15 protein-coding genes are annotated in these 25,386 nt (G+C 65.2%); 4 read left to right on the top strand and 11 right to left on the bottom strand.

Going from position 1 to position 25,386, the window contains the following annotated elements; translation table 11 throughout:
- Nucleotides 1-208: 208 nt before the first annotated feature.
- From LQD11_RS13255 to LQD11_RS13200, 11 genes are all read right to left on the bottom strand, one after another.
- Nucleotides 209-1,696: a glutamate synthase subunit beta gene (locus tag LQD11_RS13255; protein WP_238617970.1), complete on the bottom strand. Its 1,488-nt coding sequence runs from the start codon at nt 1,694-1,696 to the stop codon at nt 209-211.
- An 11-nt stretch (nt 1,697-1,707) separates the two neighbouring features.
- Nucleotides 1,708-6,246, bottom strand: coding sequence for a glutamate synthase large subunit (gene gltB / locus LQD11_RS13250; RefSeq protein WP_238617969.1), 4,539 nt, complete (start codon nt 6,244-6,246; stop codon nt 1,708-1,710).
- A gap of 74 nt (nt 6,247-6,320) precedes the next feature.
- Nucleotides 6,321-7,343: a methyl-accepting chemotaxis protein gene (locus LQD11_RS13245; protein ID WP_276315706.1), complete on the bottom strand. Its 1,023-nt coding sequence runs from the start codon at nt 7,341-7,343 to the stop codon at nt 6,321-6,323.
- A 138-nt stretch (nt 7,344-7,481) separates the two neighbouring features.
- Nucleotides 7,482-8,687 carry a DUF3322 domain-containing protein gene (locus tag LQD11_RS13235; RefSeq protein ID WP_238617968.1) on the bottom strand — a complete coding sequence of 402 codons (1,206 nt, stop codon included), beginning with the start codon at nt 8,685-8,687 and terminating at the stop codon, nt 7,482-7,484.
- The gene (locus LQD11_RS13230; protein ID WP_238617967.1) at nt 8,684-12,049 is read right to left on the bottom strand and encodes an ATP-binding protein; all 3,366 of its coding nucleotides are present in this window, start codon (nt 12,047-12,049) and stop codon (nt 8,684-8,686) included. The genes LQD11_RS13235 and LQD11_RS13230 overlap by 4 nt, the downstream gene beginning before the upstream one ends.
- A complete protein-coding gene (locus LQD11_RS13225; RefSeq protein WP_238617966.1) occupies nt 12,039-12,635 on the bottom strand; it encodes a DUF4194 domain-containing protein in 597 nt (198 codons plus the stop codon). The genes LQD11_RS13230 and LQD11_RS13225 overlap by 11 nt, the downstream gene beginning before the upstream one ends.
- On the bottom strand, nt 12,635-14,074 hold the full coding sequence (locus tag LQD11_RS13220) for a DUF3375 domain-containing protein (RefSeq protein WP_238617965.1): 1,440 nt from the start codon (nt 14,072-14,074) through the stop codon (nt 12,635-12,637). The genes LQD11_RS13225 and LQD11_RS13220 overlap by 1 nt, the downstream gene beginning before the upstream one ends.
- Before the next feature lie 121 nt (nt 14,075-14,195).
- Nucleotides 14,196-14,462 (bottom strand): type II toxin-antitoxin system TacA family antitoxin, encoded by a 267-nt coding sequence (locus LQD11_RS13215; protein WP_238617964.1) that lies wholly within the window; start codon nt 14,460-14,462, stop codon nt 14,196-14,198.
- Between the two features lie 157 nt (nt 14,463-14,619).
- Nucleotides 14,620-16,173 carry a GTPase family protein gene (locus tag LQD11_RS13210; RefSeq protein WP_238617963.1) on the bottom strand — a complete coding sequence of 518 codons (1,554 nt, stop codon included), beginning with the start codon at nt 16,171-16,173 and terminating at the stop codon, nt 14,620-14,622.
- Entirely contained in the window at nt 16,170-17,375 is a 1,206-nt protein-coding gene (locus LQD11_RS13205; protein ID WP_238617962.1) for a YcjF family protein, read from the bottom strand. Before LQD11_RS13205 ends, LQD11_RS13210 begins: the two co-directional genes overlap by 4 nt.
- Nucleotides 17,372-18,178 carry an alpha/beta fold hydrolase gene (locus tag LQD11_RS13200; protein ID WP_238617961.1) on the bottom strand — a complete coding sequence of 269 codons (807 nt, stop codon included), beginning with the start codon at nt 18,176-18,178 and terminating at the stop codon, nt 17,372-17,374. Before LQD11_RS13200 ends, LQD11_RS13205 begins: the two co-directional genes overlap by 4 nt.
- A 104-nt stretch (nt 18,179-18,282) precedes the next feature.
- Between LQD11_RS13200 and LQD11_RS13195 the strand changes: the two genes are divergently transcribed.
- The 4 genes from LQD11_RS13195 (at nt 18,283) to pglW (ending at nt 25,354) form a co-directional block, all read left to right on the top strand.
- Complete coding sequence (locus LQD11_RS13195) at nt 18,283-19,635, top strand: M48 family metalloprotease (protein ID WP_238617960.1); 1,353 nt, start codon at nt 18,283-18,285, stop codon at nt 19,633-19,635.
- A complete protein-coding gene (locus LQD11_RS13190; RefSeq protein WP_238617959.1) occupies nt 19,632-20,315 on the top strand; it encodes a VTT domain-containing protein in 684 nt (227 codons plus the stop codon). Before LQD11_RS13195 ends, LQD11_RS13190 begins: the two co-directional genes overlap by 4 nt.
- A gap of 149 nt (nt 20,316-20,464) precedes the next feature.
- Complete coding sequence (locus LQD11_RS13185; protein WP_238617958.1) at nt 20,465-21,181, top strand: DUF3581 domain-containing protein; 717 nt, start codon at nt 20,465-20,467, stop codon at nt 21,179-21,181.
- A 30-nt stretch (nt 21,182-21,211) separates the two neighbouring features.
- A complete protein-coding gene (gene pglW, locus LQD11_RS13180; protein WP_238617957.1) occupies nt 21,212-25,354 on the top strand; it encodes a BREX system serine/threonine kinase PglW in 4,143 nt (1,380 codons plus the stop codon).
- Nucleotides 25,355-25,386 lie beyond the last annotated feature (32 nt).

The following is a 25,386-nucleotide window of genomic DNA, read 5'->3' as shown; positions in this document are numbered from 1 at the left end:
CATGAAGCCCCCATGCCGTCACTTCCCGTGAAGTCCCCATGCCGTCACTCCCGCGAAGGCGGGAGTCCAGGGCTTTCAGACGTTGACTGGATTCCCGCCTTCGCGGGAACGACTTATGCCTGATTCTCGGGAATAACTTGTTCAGCACAGCCTTATCGACGTGCCGGCCTGGGCTGTGGCCACAGGAACAGTGCGATGGAACCCTATCCTACAGCCCTCGGGGTGGGAGGGGAGGGTGCCGGGTTTGCAGGCTTGGGGGAAGACGCGACTCCCCCATCAGCCACAGGTCGATCTGGCGGGCAACGTCGCGTCCTTCGCCAATCGCCCAGACGACCAGGGACTGGCCTCGCCTGGCATCGCCGGCCACAAAGACGCCGGGCACCGGGGTCATCTTGCGCTCGTCGGTCTCCAGGGTATGACGCGGACTCAATGTCAGACGCGCATCGTTGAGGCATGCGGTTTCCGGACCCTCAAAGCCAATGGCAATGAAGACCCGCTCGGCCGGCATGACAATACCGGCTTCGAGCACGATCTTTTCCGTGCGCCGACCTTGGTCATCACGCTTCCACTCCACCCGCTCCAATTCCAGGGCATCGACCCAGCCATCGTGATCCTGATCGAGAAAGGCCGATACATTCAGGCTGAAGGCTTCTTCTCCGCTTTCCTGTAATGCGTAGGTTCGTTGATGGATCCGGGGTGATTGAGGCCAGGGATTGTCGGGCTGACGTGTCTTTGGCAAAGGCGGATTAATACTGATCTGAACCGCCGATCGCGCCCCCTGGCGATGGGCGGTGGCCAGACAATCGGCACCGGTATCCCCGCCCCCCAGGACGACCACCCGCTTCCCCCGGGCATTCATGACAGCTTCCAGGGGGGCGCCGGCCTGGTGGCGGTTTTCGGCGCACAGGTATTCCATGCCGAACAGGACACCCTGGAGTTCTCGGCCCGGCACCGCCACATCCCGTGGCCGCCGTGCCCCGATGGCCAGACAGACGGCATCGAATTGTTCCGTGAGCTCATCGATGGAAAGATCCTCTCCCACAGTCACGCCGCGGCGAAACCGGATGCCTTCGTCACACAGCTGCCGAACCCGGCGTGCCACCTGGTGCTTGGCGAACTTGAAGTCGGGGATGCCGTAGACCATGAGGCCGCCGATGACATCATCCCGCTCGAATACCGTCACTCGATGCCCGGCCCGGTTCAGTTGCTGGGCCGCCGCCAGACCCGCCGGACCGCTGCCCACCACCGCGACCTGCTTGCCGGTGCGCCGGGACGGGGGCTCGGGACGAATCCAGCCCGCCTCCCAGCCTCGATCGATGATGGACCGTTCGATGTCCTTGATGGTCACTGCGTCATCGTTGATGGCCAGCGTACAGGCCGTCTCGCAGGGCGCCGGGCAGGTGTAGCCGGTGAATTCGGGGAAATTATTGGTGGCATGCAGCCGTGCCAGTGCCTGCCGCCAAGCATCCCGGGACACCAGATCGTTCCAGTCAGGGATGAGGTTGCCGATGGGACAACCCGCCATGCAGGTGGGGATGCCGCAGTCCATGCATCGTTCTCCCTGGATACGCAATTGCTCCGGGTCCCAATGAAAACGATGGATCTGGCGAAAATCCCGCACACGCGAGGCTGGTTCACGATAGCCGATGGGTCGTCGGCGATGACGCCGGAACCCATCTGGATGATTCTCGGACATGGCGTGATACCTCAGGCAATGGGCGGTGGTGTCTGCGTCCGTATGTCCTGGCCCCGGGACAGATGCGTTGCCACCACGTCGGCATAGGCCTCGGGCACCACCTTCACGAACCGGCTCAAGATCGTTGGCCACTGGGCAAGGACCTGTGTTGCCTTGTCACTGCCGGTACAGACCGCATGGTTTTCCAGCAGGCGGTGGAGGAGCTTCTGATCCCGCGGGTCGGTCACCGGTTCCACGCGAAGCCCTTCGGCATGGATGAGATCCTCCACGTGTCCCTCCTCATCCAGAAGATAGGCCTCCCCACCGCTCATGCCGGCGGCAAAGTTTCGGCCGATGGGGCCCAGAATGACCGCCACACCCCCGGTCATGTATTCGCAGCCATGGTCACCCACCCCTTCGACCACGCTCAGTGCCCCTGAGTTGCGCACGCAGAAGCGCTCCGCGGCGCGGCCGTTGAAATAGGCCTCCCCAGCCGTGGCCCCGAACAGGGCTACATTGCCGATGAGGGTGTTATCGGCGGCTGCGTAGGGGGCATCGCCGGGTATCCTGACACTGATGAGGCCACCGGACAGGCCCTTGCCCACATAGTCATTGGCGTCGCCCTCCAGATGCAGGGCAATACCCCGGCACACAAAGGCCCCAAAACTCTGACCGGCCGTGCCCGAGCAGTGAACCTTGATCGTTCCCGGCGGCAATCCGTGACCGCCATGCCGGCGGGTCACCTCATGGCTGAGCAGTGTGCCGAAGGTACGGTCACGGTTGCGCAACCGGATGGACAGGGTCACGGGTTCCCCCGAGGTGAGCGCCGCACCGGCCCGGGCGATGATCTGATGATCGATCTTGCCGTCCAGGTGATGATCCTGCTCACGAACCTTGCGGGGGCTGTCCCGGGAGCTTGCCGGTTGCAGCAGGGCCGAGACATCGGGCGTCACCTGCCTGGGGTGGTTCCCATGCCGCGCCCGCAGGCAATCGACCCGGCCGATGAGCTCATCCAGGGTCCGAAATCCCAGCATTGCCATGATTTCACGCATCTCTTCGGCCACGAATCGAAGGTAATTGACGATATGCTCCGGGCGCCCCTGGAACCGCGCGCGCAGTTGGGGATCCTGGGTGGCCACCCCCACCGAGCAGGTGTTGCAGTGGCATTTGCGCAGCATGACGCAGCCAAGAGTGACCAGCGGTGCGGTGCCAAAACCATATTCCTCCGCCCCCAGTAATGCGGCGATCATCACGTCACGTCCGGTCAGGAACCCGCCATCGGCCCGCACGGTGATCCGCGAGCGCAGGCCGTTTGCCATCAGCACCCGCTGTGTTTCCGCCAGCCCCAGTTCCCAGGGCGTGCCGGCATGCTTGATGGAGGTCTTCAGCGCGGCACCGGTACCACCGGAATCCCCGCTGATCAGTACCGCGTCGGCCCGGGCCTTCGCCACCCCGGCGGCAATGGTACCCACATTGGCCTTGGCCACGAGCTTGACATGGATCTCGGCCGCGGGATTGGCGCACTTGAGATCATGGATCAGTTGCTGCAGGTCCTCGATGGAATAGATGTCATGGTGCGGCGGCGGTGAGATCAGGTCCACCCCCGGCACCGTGAACCGCACCCGGGCAATGTCCTCATCCACTTTGCCGCCCGGCAATTCTCCCCCCTCGCCGGGCTTTGCCCCTTGTGCCATCTTGATCTCGATCTGCCGGGCCTGGGCCAGATAGTGGGCATTCACGCCGAAACGGCCGCTGGCCACCTGCTTCATGGAACATTCGCGTTCGGTGTTGAAACGCTCGGCCTGTTCTCCCCCCTCGCCCGTCCCCGATTTTCCGCCGATCCGATTCATGGCGATGGCGAGGGCTTCATGGGCCTCTTGGCTCAGTGCCCCAAAGGACATGGAACCGGTGGAAAAACGTCTCATGATGGAATCAGCCGGCTCCACCGCCTCCAGGGGGATCGCATCGGCCTCATCCCGATGGAACTCCAGCAGGCCACGCAGGTTCAGCAGCCCCCCGGGCTGCTCATTGGCCTGGCGGGCGAAATCCCGGTATGCCGTCGCATCGTTGTTGCGCGCCGCCTGCTGAAGCTTGCCGATGCTATACGGATTCCAGTGATGCCGTTCACCGTCCCGACGCCAGTAGAAGTACCCGCCAGGTTCCAGAGCCAGTTCACCGATGAGGGATGGGCCGAACGCCCGTTCATGAGCCGACAGGACGTCATGCTCGATTTCCTTCAGGCCCACGCCGGGCAAATGGGCCGTGGTGCCGGTGAACCAGGCATCAATCAATTCATGATCCAGACCCAGAGATTCGAAGATCTGGGCCCCCTTGTAACCCTGCAGGGTCGAGATCCCCATCTTTGACATCACTTTGAGCAGTCCTCCCTCCAGGGCCTGGCGGTATCGCGCCTGTGCAGCGTCAACCTCGCCTTCGATCAATCCCTCGCCAACCAGGGCGCGAATGCTCTGATAGGCGAGCCAGGGATGGATGGCATCGGCACCATAGCCGATCAGGACACACACATCGTGCACCGTGCAAGGCTGACCTGCCTCCAGCACGATGGCCGTCCGCATCCGTAGCCCGCTCCGGATCAGGTGATGATGCAAGGAGGACACGGCTAACAGGGCAGGGATCGCCACGCGCTCAGGCCCGACATCCGTATCGCTTAGCAGCAGGATTCCGGTGCCTTTCTTGATGGCCTGCTCCGCCGCCTGGTGCAGGCACCGGATGGCGCTCGGCAGGGGCAGATCACGGGCATAGGTCATGTCGATGGTTCCCGGACTCAAGTCTTCACGCAGGATCCGTCTCATGGCGTGGCTCTGGTCACTGCTCAGGATCGGGGACGGCAAGTAGAGCTGACGGCAATGATCCGGACCCTCCTCAAGCAGGTTGCCCCGTGGGCCGATATGGGCGCCCAGCGAGGTCACCAGTGCCTCGCGAATATAATCCAGGGGGGGATTGGAGACCTGGGCGAACTGCTGAAGAAAGTAATGGCTGAGGGGGCGGGCAGTGGATGACAACACCGCGGGGGGAGTGTCGTTACCCATGGCCCCGATGGGATCCCTCCCTGATTCCGCCATGGGTTTGAGGTATGCTCGCAGACCTTCCAGCGTGTAACCGAAGGCCCGCTGATATTGGTTCAAGGGATGGGGCAGCGTTGATCCGGGTATTGAAGCCGTTGAGGGGGGCGGTTCCGTGGGCAGGATCAGTCGGTGTTCTTGCAACCATTGTCCGTAGGGGCGCCCTGCCAGTTCCGAGAAAATTTGCGCCTCGGGGACGATCCCCCCACGTTCCGGATCCACCACGAACAGTGCGCCGGGGTTGAGCCGCCCCTTGCGCAGGATCTGGCTCGGCGGGATATCCAGCACGCCGGTTTCGCTGGCCATGATCAGTCGTCCATCTCTTGTGAGGCTGTAACGGCAGGGCCGCAGGCCGTTGCGGTCCAGAACCGCCGCGATGCGCCGCCCATCGGTGGCCACCACCAGGGCCGGGCCGTCCCAGGGTTCCATCAGGGCACTGTGATATTCATAAAAGGCTCGGCGGTCCGCGGGCATCGCAGGATTCTTTTCCCAGGCCTCGGGAATCAGCATGCGCAGGGCGTGGGGCAGACTGCGCCCGGTCAGTGCCAGCAATTCCACCACATTGTCCAGTTGAGCGCTGTCGCTAAGGCCCTCTCCGGTCAGTGGTTTGATCTTGTCGATACAGTCGCCCAGGCTTGGGGATGCCAGCGTTGCTTCCCGGGCCTGCATCCAGTTCTGGTTGCCCCGCAAGGTATTGATCTCGCCGTTATGGACCAGATATCGATAGGGATGGGCCAGATCCCAGGCCCCCAGGGTATTGGTGGAAAAGCGCGCATGCACCAGTACCAGCGAAGACGTGACCCGGGGATCTGAAAGATCCGGGAAATAGCTTCGGAACTGCCCGCAGGTGAGCAGGCCCTTGTAAACCACGGTGGTTCGCGACAGGGAGCAGATGTAGAAGGTCTCTCGCCCCGTGCCCACCAGATTTCGGGAAAGCACTTCGTTTTCGATGGTGCGTCTCAGGATATACAGACGCACATCAAGGACTTCGGGGCCCACCGGCTGTTTCGGCCGGATGAAGAACTGCCAGGTGAGCGGCTCGCTGTCCAGCGCGGTTTGGCCCAGCCCCTGATTTCGGGTGGGCACTTGCCGCCAACCGATCAGATCGAATCCCTCGGCCTGGCAACGCCGGGCAATGAGTGCCCGAATGGCCGCCCGCTGATCCCCATTTTGGGGCATGAAGGCCTGCGCCACCCCGTAGTCATCGTATCCACCCAGTGCCGGCATCAGGGCGGACAGGAAGGCATGGGGCTTTTGCAGCAGCATGCCGGCCCCGTCACCGGTGTTTTCCTCCGCACCACGAGCCCCACGGTGATCGAGATTTTCCAGGCATTCAAAGCCATCCTGGACGAGTCCATGGCTCCTGTGCCCGTCCGGATGGGCCAGCACACCTACCCCGCAGGCTGAATGCTGATGAGCCCGCAGCCACTGCGGGCTATCGGGTGTCCGGGTGACTGCGTCGTCAGGCGGATTCGGGAAGGTAGTCATGGGGATGCTCCTGCCTGAGTATAGTGGAGACCACTTTGACCCGGCGGAGACGTCCCTTTCAACAGGCGGGTGATTTACATCTGGTACTCGATGGCGCCGAACCAGCCCATTCCCTTATAGGTTTCGTACCCGGGTGTCCGGGCAAAGGCCACTATGCGATCCTCAACGATATCGTAGCCCTTGTCCCGGGTTCCCGGGTTGAATGAATACACTTCTTTGAGAGAGGGTTCACCCCGTGAATCGGCGATGATCCGGTGCCGCGCATCCAGCAGCATGACACGGCAATGGCTCCGTTCGGTTTCATCCAGGGCGATGCCGGAAACGATGGTCTGGGCCTGGGGAGTCCAGTCGAAGAAGATGGCCAGAACTCCCATGGCTTTACCATGTGTTTCACCCTTGTCGCGAATCGCCGTGGCGTAAGTGGCGGTCGGGGCGTCATCCAGCGAGGGATTGGTTTCGATATCGGCCACGGCGAACTGATCGCCGTGGCGGGTTGCCATGGCGTTGCGAAACCAGGTCGCGGAAGATACATCACTGCCCAGGGCCTTGGGATAGGTTTCCGGGCGCCCTTGGGCGATCACCTTGCCGTTTTGGTCGACCACCCACAGGTCCAGGTAGACCGTGTAGGAACGCAAAATGGTGGCAAGACGGCTGCAGGCCAGTGATTGCAGGTCCTGATCCTCTGGGTTTTCCGCCAGCGCCACCAGCGCGCTTTCAGTGGCCCACCAGCGCACATCACAGGAACGCTCGAACAGGTTGCGGTCGATGAGTTCCACCACGTTCCGGGAAAGATCGGTGAAGCGCTGGCCGCGTAACTCGCTGCTCATGCGGGTACCGGCCTCCTGGATCTGGGCGGCGTACTGATCCACATCCACGCGGAAATCCGCGGCGATCTGGTTGATGCGGGTGGATACGTGACTGATTTCTTGGGCAACCACCCCGAATCCCGCGCCGGATACCCCGGCCCGGGCGGCCTCGATGCGTGCATTCAGTGCCAGGATCTGGGTCTGGCGCATGATCTTTTCGATCAGGTCGACCTTGTTGCGGGTGGTTTCAGAGAGTTCGTAGGCCAGTTTGAGAATGTTGTCATCCTGCATGGGGGCTCTGATTCCCTCGATGTTGTCGTTTCATGGTCAGGGCCTGCTGCCTGTGGGCGCCGGCTCGTTGAGGGTGCAGGATGATACTGGATCGGACCCCGTTTTTGCCGTATCACGAACACCGACTATCGGTTGCCTCTATGGTCGGAGCACCTGCAACGGGGTGTCGATCGCTTTGAGCAGCCCCCCGTAGCCGATGCGTTCCTGCTCCAGCCGGATGCAGTCTCCCAGCCGATTCTCCCGCAGATCCTCGAACAGGGATTGCTCTGGCGGTGTCAGTCGGGTGAGGGTGCCGGTGAAACGCTGCCGCGGATGCTCCTGTCCCCACAGGTCGCGGTGGGCCTCAAGGGTCGCCCGATCCATGAGCAGGGAACGGGTCTGGGGCAGGCGGGCGCGAAGCCGGTCCAGGATGGCAAAGCCATGGGTGTCGATGTCGCCCCAGTAGTGGATCTCCACCTCTGTCAGCCAGGGGATGTCCGCCAGTCTTTCCAGGCCATAGCCCAGGCCGAAGATCACCAGGCTACCGGGAGTGTCGGGAAAGGCCAGGCCGTTGATCTCGTTCTCGGTGATGAATACCCGCGCCACGGCAGGCGCCAGGGCGGCAAACTGCGTCGGCGGAACCGACAGGTCCGACAGTCCGTGCAGGGACAGGGCCGGGTCCAGCATCCGGAAACGGATCAGGGGCGGCTTGGGCGTCAACCCGTAACGCAGCTCAAAGCCCCGTCCGCCGCTGTGCCGCGTGTCCACTGCATCGGCAGGCAGCACGGCATCCAGCAGTTCCGACAGCAGCTTGCGGCGACTTTCCACAAATTTGGTGTCCACCCCCGGCAGATCCATCTGCCGTAGATAGATACCAGGCCTGGGGTGCGCCTGGAACCAGGCCAGCACCGCCAGGATCCGGGGCCAGTCACCGGCCTGTTCCAGTGGTGTGAGGGGGTGTCGGATCAGCCAGTCCCGCAGTGCCGGGAAGCGCGCCAGGGTTTCCTCGGCCAGTGCATGGAAGCTGTGTGCTTCCCGGGTTTTCCCCAGCCACTGCAGGGCGTCGGCCTCGCTGGGCACCGCCACCCCGGCGGGCAGGTCATTGGCGCCGTGGACACGGTGATTTACCCGCTCCCAGCGGATCTCGTATCCGTGCCCCCGCTGCTCCCGGCTACCGGCACGAAGGGTTCGCGCCCAGTGCCCCACCGCGGCAAAGTCTTCCGCCAACTCCCGGGACCCGGGGCGGCGCAGGCGCAAGGGGAGGGGAAAAAGGGCTTCTCCCGTCAGGGTGGCGGCCAGTATCTGGCCGCTGTCCCAGCGTTTTTGTAGCTGGGCACGCAGTTCGGCGGGGGTGGTCCAGCTCATGCCTGCCGGGCCGCCTTCTCGGCCTGGTATTGCTCGATGGTGAGATTGCGCACCATGGATTCCCGGCCCTCCACGCTATGGACAAAGCCCACGCTGGACACGAAGGGTTCGATGATGTGGATCTTCTGCAACGGGGTGACGATCAGCAGTTGCAGGTGCAGGCGCCGGAACAGGTCCAGACCGTAGCGGGCCGAGTCGTCGGAGCCCCGACCGAAGGCCTCGTCGATGACCACGAAGCGGAACGAGCGGGAGCGGGTTTCGCCCCATTCCAGGCCGAACTGGTAGGCCAGGCTGGCGGCCAGTACCGTGTAGGCCAGTTTTTCCTTCTGGCCGCCGGACTTGCCGCCGGAGTCGGTGTAATGCTCGTGTTCCCGGTCGTCTTCCCGCCAGCGCTCCGAGGCGGAAAACACAAACCAGTTGCGCACGTCGGTGACCTTGCGGGTCCAGCGCCGGTCCAGGTCGGTGGTGCCTTCCCGGCCACGGAAACGCTCAATGATGGCCTTGACCTGCAGGAACTTGGCCTCGGAATACTGTTCATCCTGGGAGCCGGTCACCGCCCCTTCGGTACAGGCCCGCAGGTTTTGCTGGAATTCCCGGATTTCCGGGTCCGCGGCGGTCTCCGCCAGCAGGGTGATGTAACGGTTGGGGTTGTAGTCGATTTCCCGCAGGGAGCGGTTGATGCTTTCGATGCGCTCGGTGATGGTCTGCCGCTGCCCGTGCAGTCGGCTCTGGAACGCCGCCACCTCGTTGATGGCATTTTCCTGCAGCAATTGCCTGAAACGGGCATCGAAACGGGGCAGGTCATCGGACTTGAGGGCTTCGAGCATGGCCCGGTATTCCCCCACCGCCTCGATGCTCACGTCCACCTCCCGGCTGTCCAGGGGCCAGGCGTTCTGATAGCCGCGCATGGCGTCGATGATGCGGTCCCGCAGACCGGCGGCACTCCTGTCGGCGTTGTCGATGCGCCCGGTCAGCCATTCCCGCATCTCCCGCTCCCGGTTGTCGCAGGATTCCACGCTCAGGGTATGCTTGCCCAGGGCCTCGTCCCGCATCGTCTCCAGACGGGGGAAGTAGGCGTCCCGGGCCTCCCGGGGGGTGGCATCGAGCAGGGTGGCACACTCGTCCCGCTGAGCCTGGGCCTGCTCCTGCCTGAGTTGTGCCTGGCTGCACTCCCGCTGGGCCTCGCCCAGGGCCTTGTCGGTGTCCTCCATGACCTGTTCCAGTTCACGCAACTGGGTCTCCAGGGCGCGCAGCATGTCCGACTCCCGGGCGAGCTGTGCATACTCCGCCTCCAGGGCCGCCATCTCCGTGGATAGGGGGCGCCAGTCAATGTCGTGGAAGCCCCGGAAATGGGACAGTGCGACGATCAGGTCCCGCCGGGCCTCACAGGCCTGGCGTGCCTGTTCCCAGCCGCCGATCCGGTCACCCAGTGCCTGCATCTGCCGGGCCAGGGTCTGGGCCTGTGCCTCCAGGGCGGCGATCTTGGCCTCGTTGCTCCAGCCCAGGATGAAGCGGGTGCGGTCGTCCAGACGGTGACGATCATCCTTTTCATGACGCTCGCCCCCGGCCTTGATCTGCCCGGCCCGGGTGATGGCCCTTTGCTCGCGGCGAAACTGATCCATGCCGACGCAGCAGGCATAGTCGAAGCGCCGGGCCAGTTCCTGTTCCAGCCAGCCGTAGAAGACCGAGTCGGGGCGGATGGAGAGCTTGCGCACCAGGGAATCCGGATGCAGATCCTGGGGCTGGCTCCGGCGCGTCTCCCGCACCCGGAAGTACACCAGGCGCCCCCGCAGATGGGTGCGATCCACCCACTCGGCCACCCGGGCATAGTGGGTGTCGGGCACCAGCAGGGAGAGGCCGAAGTTGTGCAGGACCCGTTCGATGGCGCCTTCCCAGTCGGTTTCCTGTTCATGCACCTGCAACAGCTCGCCCACGAAGGGCAGATCATCCACCGGCAGATCCAGGGACTGACAGAGGGCGTCGCGGATGCCCAGCATGGCGGCGGGGATGTTGGAGCGACGTTGGCGCAGGGACGTCAGCTCGCTTTCCAGTTCATGGTGGTGTGTCCGCTGCTGGTGCAACGCCACTCCCGCCTCGGTGATCCGGTTCTGCAGGTCATCCCGCTCTCGCTGAGCGTCTTCCTGGGCCTGGGTCAGGGCCTGGAAATTGTCCTGAAAGACCGCCAGGTCGGTGGCATCGGGCAGTGCCAGTTGCTGGGCCAGATCCCGGTACCGCTCCGCCCGGTGCCGCCGCTGGTCGCGGATCTCGCGCTTTTGTTCCAGCTCGACCTTGATGCGCGCCAGCCGATCGCCCCCATTCTCGGCCATGGCCTGCTTGAGTTCATCGCGCCGTGCCCGCTGTTCCCGCTGCTGGCGATGGAACTGCTCGATCTGATGCGCCAGACGGGCCAGATCCTTGTGCAGATGGTCCAGTCTCCGGTCCAGCAGTCCGGCCTTGAGCGAGGCAAACCAGGGCCTGAGTGCCTCCCGGCAGGCGCGCAGGGCTTCGGCCTCCCGGCAGCGTTCGGCATAGGTGTCGGCGCGGGCCACCAGCGGTTCCAGATGGGCGACCTGGGCCTTGGCCTTGAGTACCGCTTCATGGGCCCGGTTGAGGTCGTCGAAATGGGTGATCAGGGCCTGAATGCGATCCTCCACCGGGAAGGCTTCGAGCATGTGACTGCGCACGAATTCGGTGAGGTTGCCCACGGATTTCATCGATACGGTCTGGTTGAACAGTTCCAGGGCCTGGTCGTTCTCGATGCCGAAGCGTCGCCGGAAGGCACCGCTGTAGGGCGGGAAGCTGTCGAACAGTTCCACCCCGGGGGTATCCCTCAGGCGCTTGCGCAGCCGGGTAAGGTCGCTGCCGAAGTCGGCAAAGTGGTCCGCAATGCGCAAGGCGCCGTCGGCCACCACGAAGAACCGGGCCGGTTGCCCCTGTTGATCCTTGATCCAGAACACCTGGGCCAGGGTGACATGCTGATCGAAACCTTCGTTGTAAAAGTGCCCCAGGATCACGGAATAACTATTGTGATCCCGCAGGCCCACGGCACGGCTGCTCAGCCCCGTGTCGCTGCGCTCTGACTTGTAATAGCCCAGCACATAGGAACGCAGGCTGCGTTCCTTGGCCTCGGCGCCGGCCGCCTTGTTGTAGGTGATGCGCTGGGCCGGCACCAGCAGGGTGGTGATGGCGTCCACCAGGGTGGACTTGCCCGAGCCGATATCCCCGGTGAGCAGGGCATTGTCACCCTCCGGGCGCAGGGACCAGACCCGGTTGTGGAAGGTGCCCCAGTTGTAGACTTCAAGATGCTGCAGGCGAAAACCGGTGCGTTCGTCGGATGCGGCAAACTCCAGTTCAAGTGCCATCGTCGGCCTCCCCGGCATGGTTGCGGTACTCGGTCAGGCGCTGGTCGAACTCCGCCAGCCACTGGGCGTCGATGAAGGTCTTGATGATGCGGCGCACCTCGTACTGGTCCTCCTGGCCACGCAGTCGGCGCAGGAATCCCAATTCCACCACCTTGTTGATGTCGGTCTGGATGCGGTCCACCAGCCGGGCCTCGTTGGCGGTGGGGGGCAGGAAGACCCGCAGCATCTCCACCATCTGTTCCCGGGACAGGATCAGGCGCGGGTCACCACCGCCGGCATCGTGTTCCACCAGTTTCTTGCGCAGAAGGGCCAGCAGCAGACTCACCGGATAACTGAGCTGGCGGCGCTGCACCAGCCTGGGCAGTTCCGTGTCGTCGTCCTGGGTGGGGCGCTGCCGGAGACAGGCATGGCCTTCGGCGTCGTCCAGCATCAGTTCCAGGCCCAGCACGGCCACATGGTCGCGCACCCGGGCCTGGTGGTCCTGCAGTGCCTGCCAGTGGCGCGGCTGCTGATCCTTGTAGAGTACGCCCCTGAAGAGCGTGATGAGCATGGCGGAAAAGGTCGAGTCGGTTTCGATATCGGTCATCAGTGTGCGCGGGTGAAGAGGATCTGCGGCAGGGTGGCGCGACGCAGGATACCCCGGGCATCCTGCCAGTGCACGGTCTGGGGATGGGCTTCATCGATCACGCTGCGGTGATCCTCGGTGGCCAGGCTCAGGTAGGCCACCAGTTCCGCCAGGCCGTGTTCCAGGGGATGTTCGTCCAGCAGGGTCGCCAGGGTGACCTGATCCCGGGTCTGCAGGGCCTGGCGGATACGACCCTGCAGCAGGGTCCGGTCCACCCAGGTCTGCTCGAACAGGGCGTCGGGGGTGGCAAGGCTTTCTCCGGCTTCCAGCTGCTGCTGACGGATATGAGGCCGGATCGGCGGACTGAACAGGGGTCGCTCCATGGGCAGTTCGATGCAGGGAGAGGGTTCGTCCAGGGACAGTGTCAGCTCGGGCGGGTGCTCCCGCAGGGCCAGGGCGTGTTGTTCCAGTTCCCGGATCAGGGTCATGATGCGGCGGTTTTCCAGCCAGGCCTGATCATCCAGATAACGGCGCAGCTGCTCCGACAGACGGGCCACCATGCGCTGGGTGTATTCCCCGGCGGCGAGCCAGTCGTAATGGATGCGCCGCAGCCTGGGGTCCGGCTCCAGTTCGGCCACCTCCACCAGCGCCAGTACCCGCTCCAGTTGTTCCGACAGCGCCTCCTGGCGTGCCGGTGACATGAGCAGATCCCAGAAGGCGCGAAAGCTGCGCCCCTGGTCGGAATTGGTGATGCGATCCTGTTCGCCGAACACCTCGTCCAGCACTTCTCCCTTGCCACCTTCCCAGGTGGCCACCTTTTCCCGCACCTGTCGATCCAGGGCGCGGAAGTTTTCCTCCACTTGACGAAAGTCCGCCAGCAGGCCCCGGGCCGTGCCCGCCATCTGCAGGAATCGCTCCCGCAACTGGGTCGGGTCCATCAGATTGATGTGACCGGCACGGATCTGCTGGATCTCCCGGTCGATGACGTCCCTGCGCGCCTCCAGATCCCGGATACGGGTCTCGGGGTCGCTCTCCGCGCCCTGGAGGATCTGTTGCAGCAGGTCGAAAACCAGGGTCAGACGGGATTCCGCCCCGATGAAGTGAGGCTGCTCCAGACTTTTCAGCCATTGGATGGCCTGTTCCGTGGCCGGCGTCAGGTCGTAGTGGGGCTCGTCGCCGTGTTCCGGGTAATAGCGCCGCAGCCAGCCCCGTTCATCGGCGGACCAGTCGGACAGGTAGGCGCGGGCGGCCCGGGGATAGGCATCCTCGCCCAGTTGGCCGCGCAGGTGAAACAGGAAATCTTCCAGCCGGTTTTCCAGGTCGGTGGCCGCCAGCACCCGGACATTGGGGGCGACGAAGCTGCCGTGGAGGAAGCTGATGATCATGGGGGCGTTGTCCGCCACCAGCAGCCGCCAGGCCGGATGCATTCGACGCAGGTTTTGCAGGTCGTCGTGGTTCATGTGCTACTGGATGGTGTCGCCGGGGAGGCGGAAAGTGAAGGGTTGAGCACCGACTTCCCGCAGGAAAAGTCGCCGACGCGGTGGACCGCGGTCAGCGGCTGGGGCGCGCTGAGCGGGGTAGTCATTCGTTGGTCCAAGGGGCCTTCAGCGCCATCAGCCGCTCAAGCCCCGGGTTGGGCGCGAGCGGCGCATCGAGCAGGTCAATGAAGTGCTGGAATTGATCGGCGTCGAGGTTGAAGTAGACCTGATCAAGCAGCACGGCCTGGGCCCTGTCACAGGCGGCCTCAAGCATGAAATCCGAACGGTTTTTACCCAGGAGATGGGCAGCGCGGTCAATCAGATCGCGCTGCTCCGGCAATGCCCTCAGGTTAATGGCGGTGTTTCGCATGATTCGGCCCTGCATAGACGATAGATACGCAAAGACCCTGGATCTGTGTGTGGCGGTTGTCAATACGTGTCTGCCTTGTTCCACATAGCCGCCACCCGGGCCATCTGTCAGCTGTTCGTATCCTGTTCCGGGGTGCCCAGTCCTTTTCTGGCGGATTTCATCCCTTCCTGATCAACTGCCGTGTCACCTCGGCGCCTGCCCGCCGCGCTTGTCGCCAGACCCGTTTCCAGTCACCGCCCAGGGCGGCGCGGGCGATGCGCAGGGCCCTGGCCCGGTGGGAACGATCCAGTTGGCCGAGTAATACGGCCCAGATGCGGTCCACCTGCCAGGCGGTCTCCAGGCTGTCCAGCCGTGCCGGCACGATCAGCGCCGGAGAGATGTCCAGATCCCGGGCCACGGCTTCCATCGCCCCCCGCATGGCCGCGGCCTTGGGCCGGTCCGGGTGTTCCAGGTCATAGGGCGGTGCCCATTCCCGTGCTGGCGAGAGCCGGTCCACATGGCTCAGGACCACCATCATCGGGGGCAGGATGCGGCCCGGCATCCGCTCCAGGGTCCGACGCAGGGTGGTCAGCGCCTCCAGATCCAGGGCACGATCCGCCCGGTGTGCCGGCACCACCCAGAGAATGCAGTCGCTCTCCGCCAGGGTGTCAATCAGGGCACGGAGTTGCGCCCGGTTTTCCAGTCCGGGGGTGTCGATGAGCACCAGTTCTTCCGCTCCGTCCCGTTGCAGCACGTAGCTGCCCGGTGTCCGGGTCAGGGGCAGGGCATCTACGCCGGAAGCCCGGGTGCCCAGCAGGGCATTGACCAGGCTGGACTTGCCGGCATTGGTCTGCCCGGCCACGGCCACCCGTACCGGTCCCGGGGAGGGCGCCGGCGGTACCCCCGGTCCCCGGGCCCGGGCTTCTGCACGGGCGTCCTCGGTCCGGTCATCCATCCGCAGGCGCCCCGAGTACAGCTCAATGGCGGCCCGTCCCACTTCTTCCACCCAGATCCGAGCCCCGCGCCGACGCAGATAGTCGCCGGCCTCGCCCAGCATGGCCGAGATCATCTTTTCCCGGGCCGCGGCCAGGGCCGCGCTGGCCGGGTTGACCCAGCGCACGGTGCGATAGACCCGGCTCAGGTGGCCGAGCCAGCGGGCGCCGGTAAGGGCTGCGGGCTGCAGCTCCCACAGGCGCATCACCTGGCTGGCCCGGATCATGTGCGCGCCGGGAACATGATCCAGCATCACCCGCCGCAGCCGGGCGCTGACCCGTTCCGTCAGCAGCAGGGCCTCGGGCACGGTGAAGCCCCAGACCGCATGTTTCTCGTCGGGGTGGTAGTGGCGGGCCACCTGTTCGATGGTTTGCCGCGCCGTGTCCAGCATCCGTTGCTGATCAGAGAGAATGCGCGGCTCCACTTCGGCGGCCAGGCGCTGGACCGCTTCCCAGGCGGCCAGGTCCCGTCCGGACCAGTCCTCATCCGGTGCCGACACCGGGGTATCGTCGTGGGTGGCGGTATCCCGACCTTGCAGGCCACGCCGCTGCAGCCACCAGCCGGCGCCGTAGATCAACCCCCCCAGCACGGCGGCAATCCCCAGCCAGTGCAGCAGCCAACCCTGTTGCCAGAGCCACAGGGCGCCGAAGGGGATCAGGGCCAGCAGGGGCACCACCGCCAGACCAAGGGCGGATACCAGGGCGCCCCAGCGCTCCCAGGGGCCGTCTTCCCGTTTCATGGCCTGGACTCCGCGTGCGTGCTCGCATTCCCTTTATGGGGTTGTCTGAAGATCACATAGGCCTCCTTGAGGGCGCCGCGAAAGGTCTCGGCCACCCCTTGCGGGGTGTCGATCCCCTGTCGACGCTGTTCCAGATAATGGCAGGCGGCCCGACCCAGGGCATAGGTGACCGCGCCGCTGGCCACGCCGGCCGCCGCCGCGCCAGCCACCTGCCCGTACACCGGGATCAGTTTGCCCAGCTGTCGGGCGGCAAACCCGGCGCCGATGCCCAGGGCCGTGCCCGTACCCAGGGACGCCAGAAAGGCCTTGAGGGTCCGGCGGTCCCAGGGCAGGGCGTAGATGCGGGCGATGCTGTGCAGCATCTTGCCCTGTAGGGTGGGGACCGTGACCACGCCCATCACGGGCACCAGGTCGCAGACCCCGGCGGCGGTGGCATAGCCCAGGATATGGGGGTGGATCCGGGCCCGGCGGGCATCCCGGCCATGGCGGGCCAGATCCCCGAGCAGCCCGGTGCGGCCCTGGATGCAGGCCGCGTCCAGGGCCTCCAGCAGCATCGGCAGCCCGTAATCCTGGTCGGAAAACCCGTCCTCCGGCAGGGTCAGGTCCACCGGCACGGCCTGAAACAGGCCGTCGCCGGGCAGTCCGGCAAAGGCCTCGGCCTGGGCCCTGAGGGCACGATCCAGGTCCGTCAGCGCCGGGTCGTGGTGCCAGTCTCCCCAGGACGGGTGATCCCGGTCATCCGGATAGGCGTCATGGAGCCGGGTCTGAACCAGGATCACGGCCCAGTCCGGGTGTCTGCGGCGGATTTGTCCCAGGGCGGTCAGCAGGGCGTTCTGTTGCGGGTCCATGGCGCGGACCACGGCAATGACGCCGTGGGCATGGCCTTCCACCACCGCCAGGTCCGCCGCCGGATTGTAATCCGCTTCCTCCAGGCCCCGGGTATCCAGGAACCGCACCACCGGTACATCGGGGGGAAACTCGTAGATCCGGGCACTGGGAGTGCAGGGCTGGAAGGCATTGCCGATCTCGGCGGCCGGATCGCCGGTGATGGCGCGCACGATGGAGGTCTTGCCGGACTGCACCTTGCCCAGCAGCCACAGCACCGGGGCCTGTGCCCGGGCGCCGGCGGCGATCTCCTGTTCCAGGTCCGGTGCCGGATCGGGCCTGAGTACCGCGTCCATCAGTCGGCGCCAGGGCGTCATGGGGGGTCTCCCGGCCCGTGGTCTGCGTGCCGGTCCAGAAAACCCTGCAGGATCTGGCCGAAGGGGCCGGGGGCCTGGACATGGAGCCAGTGCCCCGTGTCCTTCAGGGTCATTAATCGGGCGCGGGTAAAGCGGGCCTCGATCAGGGGGCGATCTGCATTGCGGATGTAGTCGGAGCGTTCACCGCGAATGAACAGGGCAGGGCCTTCGTAGGGGGCGCCGGTCTCCGGGTAGCCCACTAGGGTGGGGAGGGCCTGCCGCAGGATGTCCAGGGGAATCCGCCAGCGAAATCCCTCCGGTCCCCGCTCCAGGTTCATGAGCAGGAACCGGCGCACCGGGGCTTCTGGAATGGCCCGTGCCAGGGCGATATCCGCATCCTCCCGGCGTGACAGGTCGGCCACGGGCAGCTGCTGCAGGCTGTCGAGGATATGGGTGTGTTCGCGGTCATCCAGGGCGTAATCGACGGGGGCGATGTCCGCCACCACCAGGGCCCGGACCCGCTCGGGATGGTGCTGGGCCAGGGTCATGGCCACCTTGCCGCCCATGCTGTGCCCCACCACCAGGGCCTGGTCCAACCCTTCCCGGTCCAGCAACGCCAAAAGGTCCGCCGCCATGGCCGGGTAGTCCATCTGCAGCGAGTGGGGCGACTGTCCGTGATTGCGCAGGTCCGGCAGCAGCACCCGGTAACGGGCCGCCAGGGTCCGGGCGTGACCCTGCCAGTTGACACCGGCCCCGTAGAGGCCATGAAGCAATAGCAGAGGCGGCCCGCTGCCCAGGATTTTATGGTGGAGTCGCAGTGACATTTTCTGGTCGGTCCTGTCTGATATCCGAACACATGAAGATTTGAAGCCATCCCGGGAGCGGTTAGACTGAACCCTGTTCTCCCGGCACGAAGGAGCCCTCCATCATGGATCACAATCCCGGTCATCGCATTTTTCGGCGCCGGATGACCCGGCGCGACTTCCTCTGGCTGATGTCCGCCAGTACCGCGGGCGCCGTGGTGCTGCCCTCCCTCAAGGGGTGCGCCGTTGATCCCGTCACCGGTCAGCAGCGGCTCATGCTCATGTCCGAGCAGGAGGAGATCGCCGTGGACCGGCAGCATTCCCCCCACCAGTTTTCCAATGACTATGGACTGCTGCGGGACAACCGTGTCAACAACTACGTGACCCAGGTAGGGAACTCCGTCGCCGAGGTCTCCCACCGACCCCACATGCCGTATTCCTTCAATGTGGTCAATGCCAACTATATCAATGCCTACACCTTTCCGGGCGGCACCATGGCCTGTACCCGGGGCATCATGGTGGAGATGGAGGACGAGGCCGCCCTGGCGGCCCTGCTGGGTCATGAGACCGGTCACGTCAATGCCCGGCATACCGCCCGGCGCCAGACCACGGGCATCATCGCCGCCGTGGTCCTGGGGGGGGTGGGCATTGCCGCGGCTCAGTCCGAGCGCCTGTCCGGTTACAGCAACCTGATCTATGCGGTCAGCGCCGTGGGCGCCACCGCCCTGCTGGCCCATTACAGCCGCGAGAACGAGCGGGAAGCCGATGCCCTGGGTCTGGAGTACATGTCCAGGGCGGGCCAGAACCCTCAGGGCATGGTGGATCTGATGGACATGCTGCGGGGCATGTCGGATCGTCAGCCCAATGCCCTGGAGACCATGTTCTCCACCCATCCCATGAGCCAGGAACGGTTCGACACCGCCCAGCGGGAGGCCAGTTCACGCTATTCCGCGGATCTCAACCGCAATGTGGGGCGGGAGCGTTACATGGACAACACCGCCTCGTTGCGGCGCATCAAGCCGGCCATCAAGGAGCAGCAGGCCGGAGAGGCCCGCATGGCCAGGAACCAGTACGCCCAGGCGGAACGGCATTTTGCCACCTCCCTGCGTCAGGCGCCCGATGACTACCCGGGGCTGTTGCTGATGTCCAAGGCCAAGACCGCCCAGGGGCAGCACCGGGAGGCGGAGCGCTATCTGCAGCAGGCCCGCAGTGCCTATCCCGATGAAGGGCAGGCCATTCACCTGAGCGGCATCAACCAGCTGGCGCAGAACCGGCCGGATGTGGCCTTGAGCCATTTCCAGCGCTATGAGCGGATACTGCCGGGCAATCCCAACACGGTGTTCCTGCAGGGCGTGGCCCACGAGAACATGCAGAACCGTCAGGCGGCGGCGCAACAGTACCAGCGTTATATCCAGATGGCGGGGACGCAGACCGAGCAGGGCCGCTATGCCGCCCAGCGACTGCAGAGCTGGCGTTGAAAAGGAAATCCCGCCTCTGGCTGGCCCTGATACCGGTACTGTTCGGTCTGGTGCTGGCCTTCTGGCAACCCGTCTCCCTGGATGCCCTGCTGGATTTCGGCCACCAGGCCAGCGCCCATCCCCTGGTGGCGGTGGGGCTGGTGCTGGTTCAGGCCCTGTTGCTTGCCCTGGCGCTGCCCGGCACCCTCATGCTCTGGGTGGTGGCGCCCATCTACCCTCCGTTGGTGGCGGCCGGCCTGCTCACGGCCGGCAGCGTCCTGGGTGCCTTCGGCGCCTACGAGATTTCCCGGCACCTGCGTGGCCGTCGGCCGTCGGACGTGGATGCCGGGCGAGTGGTCAATCTGCTCAGGGAGCGGGGGGATTTCCTCACCCAGCTGGTGTTGCGGGTGTTGCCGGGGTTTCCCCATTCGGTGATCAACTACGGTGCCGGCATGCTGGGTTTGCCCCTGCTGCCGTTCCTGGCCGCCGCCGCCCTGGGACTGGCGGTGAAGTGGGTGGTCTATGCGGCGGCGGTTCACGCCCTGGTGGAAGTGGGTACCGGGGCGGAGGCGTTTGGTCTGGATTCGGTGGCGCCGCTGCTGGTCCTGGCCCTGTTCCTGGGCGTGGGTGCCCTGGTGCGCCATGCCCTCCAGACCCGCCGCGCCCGGCTTGACGAGACCCCGCGGCAGGATGGTTCGTGAAGGTTGTCTGTTGACATGGGTCCAGGCCCTTGCCGCAACCGGATCGGGCAGCAGGCCGGGAGTCATGGCGGGTTCCATGCCTTTTTGCCCCCCCGGCTTGGTACACTACGTCCCCTCAAAACCACCCGTCAGGCCAGAGAGGATCACCGGTGCCAAGCTATCTTGATGAATTTCATGTCGTCGACAACGGTCTGGTGCGCGTCACGCCCGAACAGGCCAGCCGCTTCGCCAAGGAAGTGGCCGGTGATTTCAACCCGATCCACGACCCCGATGCCAAGCGCTTCTGCGTCCCCGGTGATCTGCTGTTCTGCCTGGTCCTGGCCCGCTACGGGGTGAGCGCCCGCATGGCCTTCAGCTTCACCAACATGGTGGGTGCCGGCGTCGGCCTGCATTTCCCCGCCACCGACGACGCCACCCTGGAGATCACCGACGGTGGCGAGCGGGTCTATCTCAAGGTGGAGCGGGATGGCGAGGTGTCCCGGGACGGCGCCCTGCTGGAGGGGCTGACGAAACAGTACGCCGCCTTCTCCGGGCAGAACTTCCCCCATGTGATGGTGCCCCTGATGAAGGCGCAGGGCGTCATGGTCAATCCCCAGCGCCCGCTGGTGTTCTACGAAAGCATGGCCCTGGAATTCACCCGTCTGCCCGCCGAGGCACCGAGCTTGAGCTTCACCAACGCCACCATGGCGGTCAACGGCAAGCGCGGCGACGTGGTGCTGGAGTTTGCCCTCACCGCCTCCGGCGAACAGGTGGGCACCGGCCGCAAGAAACTGGTCATCTCCGGACTGCGCCCCTTCGAGCAGGACGTGGTGGACGACCTGGTCAGCCAATATGACGGCTGGAAGGCGGCCTATTCCGACCGCTGAACACCGGGCGGTGAGTTCGGGGAGGGGCGCATGGACAAGCACTGGAAACAGATCACGCCGTCGGATCATGCCTGGGAGCAAGAGGCGCTGAATTGGGTGCGCCAGGCCCTGCCGGATCATGAACCCTACCGGGCCTGGGCCAATTTCGAGTTCATTGCCCAGGACGGCTCCATCAACGAGGTGGATCTGCTGGTACTGACCCCCAAGGGATGCTACCTGGTGGAGATCAAGTCCCACCCCGGTGCCATGGGTGGAGATGCCGGCACCTGGATCTGGGAAAAGCCCAACGGCCAGCGCAAGGCCTTTGACAACCCCCGTCTGCTGGCGGATCGCAAGGCCCGCAAACTGGCTTCACTGCTCCAGGTACAGCCTTCCAGCAAGAAATCCAAGGAGCGTGTCCCTTTCATCACCGCGCTGGTGTTCCTCTCGGCGGAAAACCTGGTCAGCAAGCTGGAAGGCCCCGCGGGGATGGGGGTCTGCACGCGCAGGGATCTTTTGCCCGAAATCACGGACATTCCGGAACACTGGCCCCATCGCCCCGTCAACCGCCCGGCGGCCCGCTCCCTGGCCCGTGCCCTGGATGAGGCCGGCATCAAGGAATCCGTGCGCCTGCGTCGCGTGGGGCTTTACGAACTCACGCACTTGCTGGATGAGTCCGACCTCTTTCAAGACTGGCTGGCCCGGCATACCGAGCTGGGCGTCGAACGCAAGGTCCGCATCTACCTGGTCCGCCACCGGCCCGAGCCGGAAGCCCAGCGGCTGCAGAAGGCCGCGGAGCTGGAGTATCAGCTCCTGGAGGGCATCGAGCATCCCGGCATCCTCAAGGCCAAGGAATATCATCACCACGATCACGGCCCGGCGCTCATTTACGAGCATGATCCGCAAGCCCAGCGACTGGATCATCGTTTCTGCCACCCCCAGGCTCAGCGACTCAACATCACCCAGGCCATCGACCTGCTCAGGCAGATTGCCGAGGCCGTGAAACATGCCCATGGCCAGCGTCTGTATCACCGTGCCCTCAGCCCGCAGAACATCCTGATCAGGGACACCGCCGCCGGTGGTTTCGCCATCAAGATCACCAACTGGTCCACCGCCAGCCGGATCTTCGAGAGCGAGACCCGTCAGGTCAGTGCGCTGAGCCATCTGACCTGTCTGATGCGTGAGGAGGCTGGCCCCTACCTGCCGCCGGAGGCCCACCTGGGGGAAGGGGACGGGGTGCTGATGGATGTCTTCTCCCTGGGCACTCTGGCCTATCACCTGTTCACCGGCAAGCGGCCCGCCGAGAGCGACCTGGATCTGCTCGACAAGCTCAATCGCGGCAAGGGGCTGCAAATCACCGATGACATCAATGGCGCCAGCACCGAAATGCAGTACCTGGTGCACTACGCCACCCATCCGGATCCAGCCCAGCGCATGGACTCGGTGGATGACTTCCTGCAATGTCTGGATGCCCTGGAAGACGACCTCACGCGCCCCGACACTCAGCGCGTGCATGCCCCCACCGAGGCACGGGAAGGGGAATCCTTCGCCGGGGGCATCACCATTCGTCAACGACTGGGGCGCGGCGCCTCATCGGTGGTGTTTTTGGTGGATCATCAGGGCCACGCCTGTGTGCTCAAGATGGCCGCTTCCCCGGACCACAATGCCCGTTTGCGGGAAGAGGCCAATACCCTGTCCAGGCTTCGCCACCAGGCCATCGTCGCCCATCGCGGGACCATCGAGGTGGATGGCCATGTGGGGCTGCTGCTGGACCATGCCAACGAGGGCACCCTGGCCCAGCGTCTACGCCGTCACGGTGCCGTGCCCCTGGAACTGCTGGAACGATTCGGCGACGACCTGCTCAGTGCCCTGGTGCAACTGGAGGAAAAGGGCATCTTCCATCGGGACATCAAGCCGGAAAACCTGGGCCTCACCAAACAGGGCAGCCAGCTGCATCTGGTGGTCTTCGACTTCTCCCTGGCCGGCATCAGTCCCGATAACATCACCGCCGGCACCCTGGCCTACATGGACCCCTTTATCCGCGATGCCGGTCGGCGTCGCTGGGATGACTATGCGGAGCGCTTTGCCGCCGCCCTGACACTCTACGAGATGGCCGCCGGCAGTCTGCCCGGCTGGGTGGCCGGCGAGGGGGGCATCCCGCCGGGGGAGGGCAGCCCGGATCTGGATGGCGGTGTATTTGATCCCGCGGTGCGAGATCCCATGACCGCCTTCTTCGCCAGGGCACTGGTGCGCGACGTGCGTCACCGCTTTGCCACTGCCGAGGACATGCTGCGCGACTGGCGCCGCATCTTCGCACAGGCGCGCACCCTCACCCGTCACGACACCCGGCATGATGCGACCCCCTGTCCGGTGGACGAAGCCCGGCCCGATACCCAGATCGGTCTGCTGGAAATGTCCCCCCAGGCCCTGGACGTGCTCAGCCGACGCAACATCAACACCGTTGCCGAGCTGATCCGGCTCAACCGCAGTCAGGTTCGGGTCTGGGTGGGGGTGGGCAGCCAGACCCGCAGGGAACTCTCCGATCTGATCAGCCGCCTGCAGGCCCGCCTGCAAACCCCGGATCAGGTTCCGGTGCTCCCCGTTGGCGAAGCGGGGCACGACAGCATCGACCGCCTGTTCCAGCTCATCCTGCCCCGGCCCACCAAGGCCACCGATCCCCTGCGTCAGCGTTTTCTCAATGAATACCTGGGACGCCTGGATGAACCGCTCACCGGCACGGGTCCGCGTGCCGTGCACTGGCCCACCCCCTTGAGCATCAGTGCCCACACCGGCATTGCCACCCAGGAGGTCCGCGCCTTGCAGGATCGGGTGATCACCCAGTGGAGCAAGCAGAAGGCCATCACCGAACTGCGGGACGAGATCGCCGAAGTGCTGACCGATAACGGTGGCGTCCTCACCGCCCTGGAAACTGCCGAGGCCCTGCTGCTGCGCCGGGGCTGTCTGCAGGAAGGGGACCTGCGGGATCGCTGGGCCCAGGCGGTGGCCCGTGCCGCCGTGGACACGGAGCTGGCCCGCCAGTCCCCGCGCTGGATCATCCGTCGCATCGGCCGTCGCCTGGTCCTGGCTGACAATACCCAGGGCAGCGGCGAAGCCTTGGCGGATTATGCCGAGGCCCTGGGCCAGCTGGCCGACGAATGTGCCGCCCAGCCGGAACTGCTCTCTCCGGCCCGCGCCCTGGAAAAGGTACGCAACGTGCCGGCGCCGGAAGCCGCCCTGGGGCTGAGCAACGCCCGATTGCTGCGTCTGGCGGCGGCCGCCTCCCAGGGGGCGGCCCTCTCCAGTCGGGCCGAGTTCTATCCCATCGGCATGTCGGCGGCCCGTGCCCTGGAACTGGCCCAGGGGGCCTTGCTGGGCAGCCATGCCCTGAGCGTGCAGGCGGTGCAGGATCGGGTGCGAGGCCGCTATCCGGCTGCCGAGCCGCTACCCGGCCGACCGTCACTGGACACCCTCATGCAGGCGCTGGACATGGGGTTTGCCTGGAATGGGCAATACACCTTCCAGAACGGCAGTCGCGGTGCCTACTGCCTGCCCAGCGCCGGACTCACCAGTCTGGTCGGGAGCGGGTTCACCACCAGTCATTTCAGCACCCAGGGAGACGGGCAGGGCGTCACCCTGCAGGACATTCAGGCCCTGGATCAGTCGATCCGCATCGCTATCGAGAGCGCCCGGTTCCTGGCCCTGACCGTGCGCCCGCGCCATTATGAGCCGGCCGGCGACAGGCTCGTTCGGGAGTATGGTCTCAGGCGGATCAGCTTTGATGCACTGCTGTTAAGCCACCTGCATCGGGTCTGCGACGGCATGGCCCGCCCGCCCAACTGGTCCCTGGTGCTGCGCGCCGACGCCGCCGACCCAGGCGCCCGGGACTGGCAGAACCTGCAGCGACTCATCGCCCGCGCCCTGCCCGCCATGACCGAGGAGATCCAGGCCATCGACGAGCCCATCCTGCTCACCGAACCGGGCCTGCTGGCCCGCTATGGCCTGGTGAACACCTGGCTCAACGACCTGCGTCGACATCTGCTGGAAGGGGCACAGCCCCCCGCCCTGATCCTGCTCATCGCCACCGACGCCCAGCACGACGGTGCCCGCATCGATGGCGTCACCGTCCCCCACGGCGCCGGCACCCGGGAATGGGCGCGGATACCGGCCCTGTGGCTGGACAGCCCGGCTGCTTGACCAGAGTTCGAGTTGCATTGAGAGTAAAAAAG

The organism is Ectothiorhodospira shaposhnikovii, assembly GCF_022227765.1.
Classification (GTDB): Bacteria; Pseudomonadota; Gammaproteobacteria; order Ectothiorhodospirales; family Ectothiorhodospiraceae; genus Ectothiorhodospira.
This window is presented reverse-complemented; position numbering and strand designations above follow the sequence as displayed.

Excerpts from the sequence above, each read along its gene's own strand:
- LQD11_RS13205 (WP_238617962.1), bottom strand. The coding sequence starts at position 17,375 with ATGACGCCCTGGCGCCGACTGATGGACGCGGTACTCAGGCCCGATCCG.
- gltB (WP_238617969.1), bottom strand. The coding sequence starts at position 6,246 with ATGACTACCTTCCCGAATCCGCCTGACGACGCAGTCACCCGGACACCC.
- LQD11_RS13255 (WP_238617970.1), bottom strand. The coding sequence starts at position 1,696 with ATGTCCGAGAATCATCCAGATGGGTTCCGGCGTCATCGCCGACGACCC.
- LQD11_RS13245 (WP_276315706.1), bottom strand. The coding sequence starts at position 7,343 with ATGCAGGATGACAACATTCTCAAACTGGCCTACGAACTCTCTGAAACC.
- LQD11_RS13235 (WP_238617968.1), bottom strand. The coding sequence starts at position 8,687 with ATGAGCTGGACCACCCCCGCCGAACTGCGTGCCCAGCTACAAAAACGC.
- LQD11_RS13215 (WP_238617964.1), bottom strand. The coding sequence starts at position 14,462 with ATGCGAAACACCGCCATTAACCTGAGGGCATTGCCGGAGCAGCGCGAT.
- LQD11_RS13210 (WP_238617963.1), bottom strand. The coding sequence starts at position 16,173 with ATGAAACGGGAAGACGGCCCCTGGGAGCGCTGGGGCGCCCTGGTATCC.
- LQD11_RS13220 (WP_238617965.1), bottom strand. The coding sequence starts at position 14,074 with ATGAACCACGACGACCTGCAAAACCTGCGTCGAATGCATCCGGCCTGG.
- LQD11_RS13195 (WP_238617960.1), top strand. The coding sequence starts at position 18,283 with ATGGATCACAATCCCGGTCATCGCATTTTTCGGCGCCGGATGACCCGG.
- LQD11_RS13200 (WP_238617961.1), bottom strand. The coding sequence starts at position 18,178 with ATGTCACTGCGACTCCACCATAAAATCCTGGGCAGCGGGCCGCCTCTG.
- pglW (WP_238617957.1), top strand. The coding sequence starts at position 21,212 with ATGGACAAGCACTGGAAACAGATCACGCCGTCGGATCATGCCTGGGAG.
- LQD11_RS13225 (WP_238617966.1), bottom strand. The coding sequence starts at position 12,635 with ATGACCGATATCGAAACCGACTCGACCTTTTCCGCCATGCTCATCACG.
- LQD11_RS13230 (WP_238617967.1), bottom strand. The coding sequence starts at position 12,049 with ATGGCACTTGAACTGGAGTTTGCCGCATCCGACGAACGCACCGGTTTT.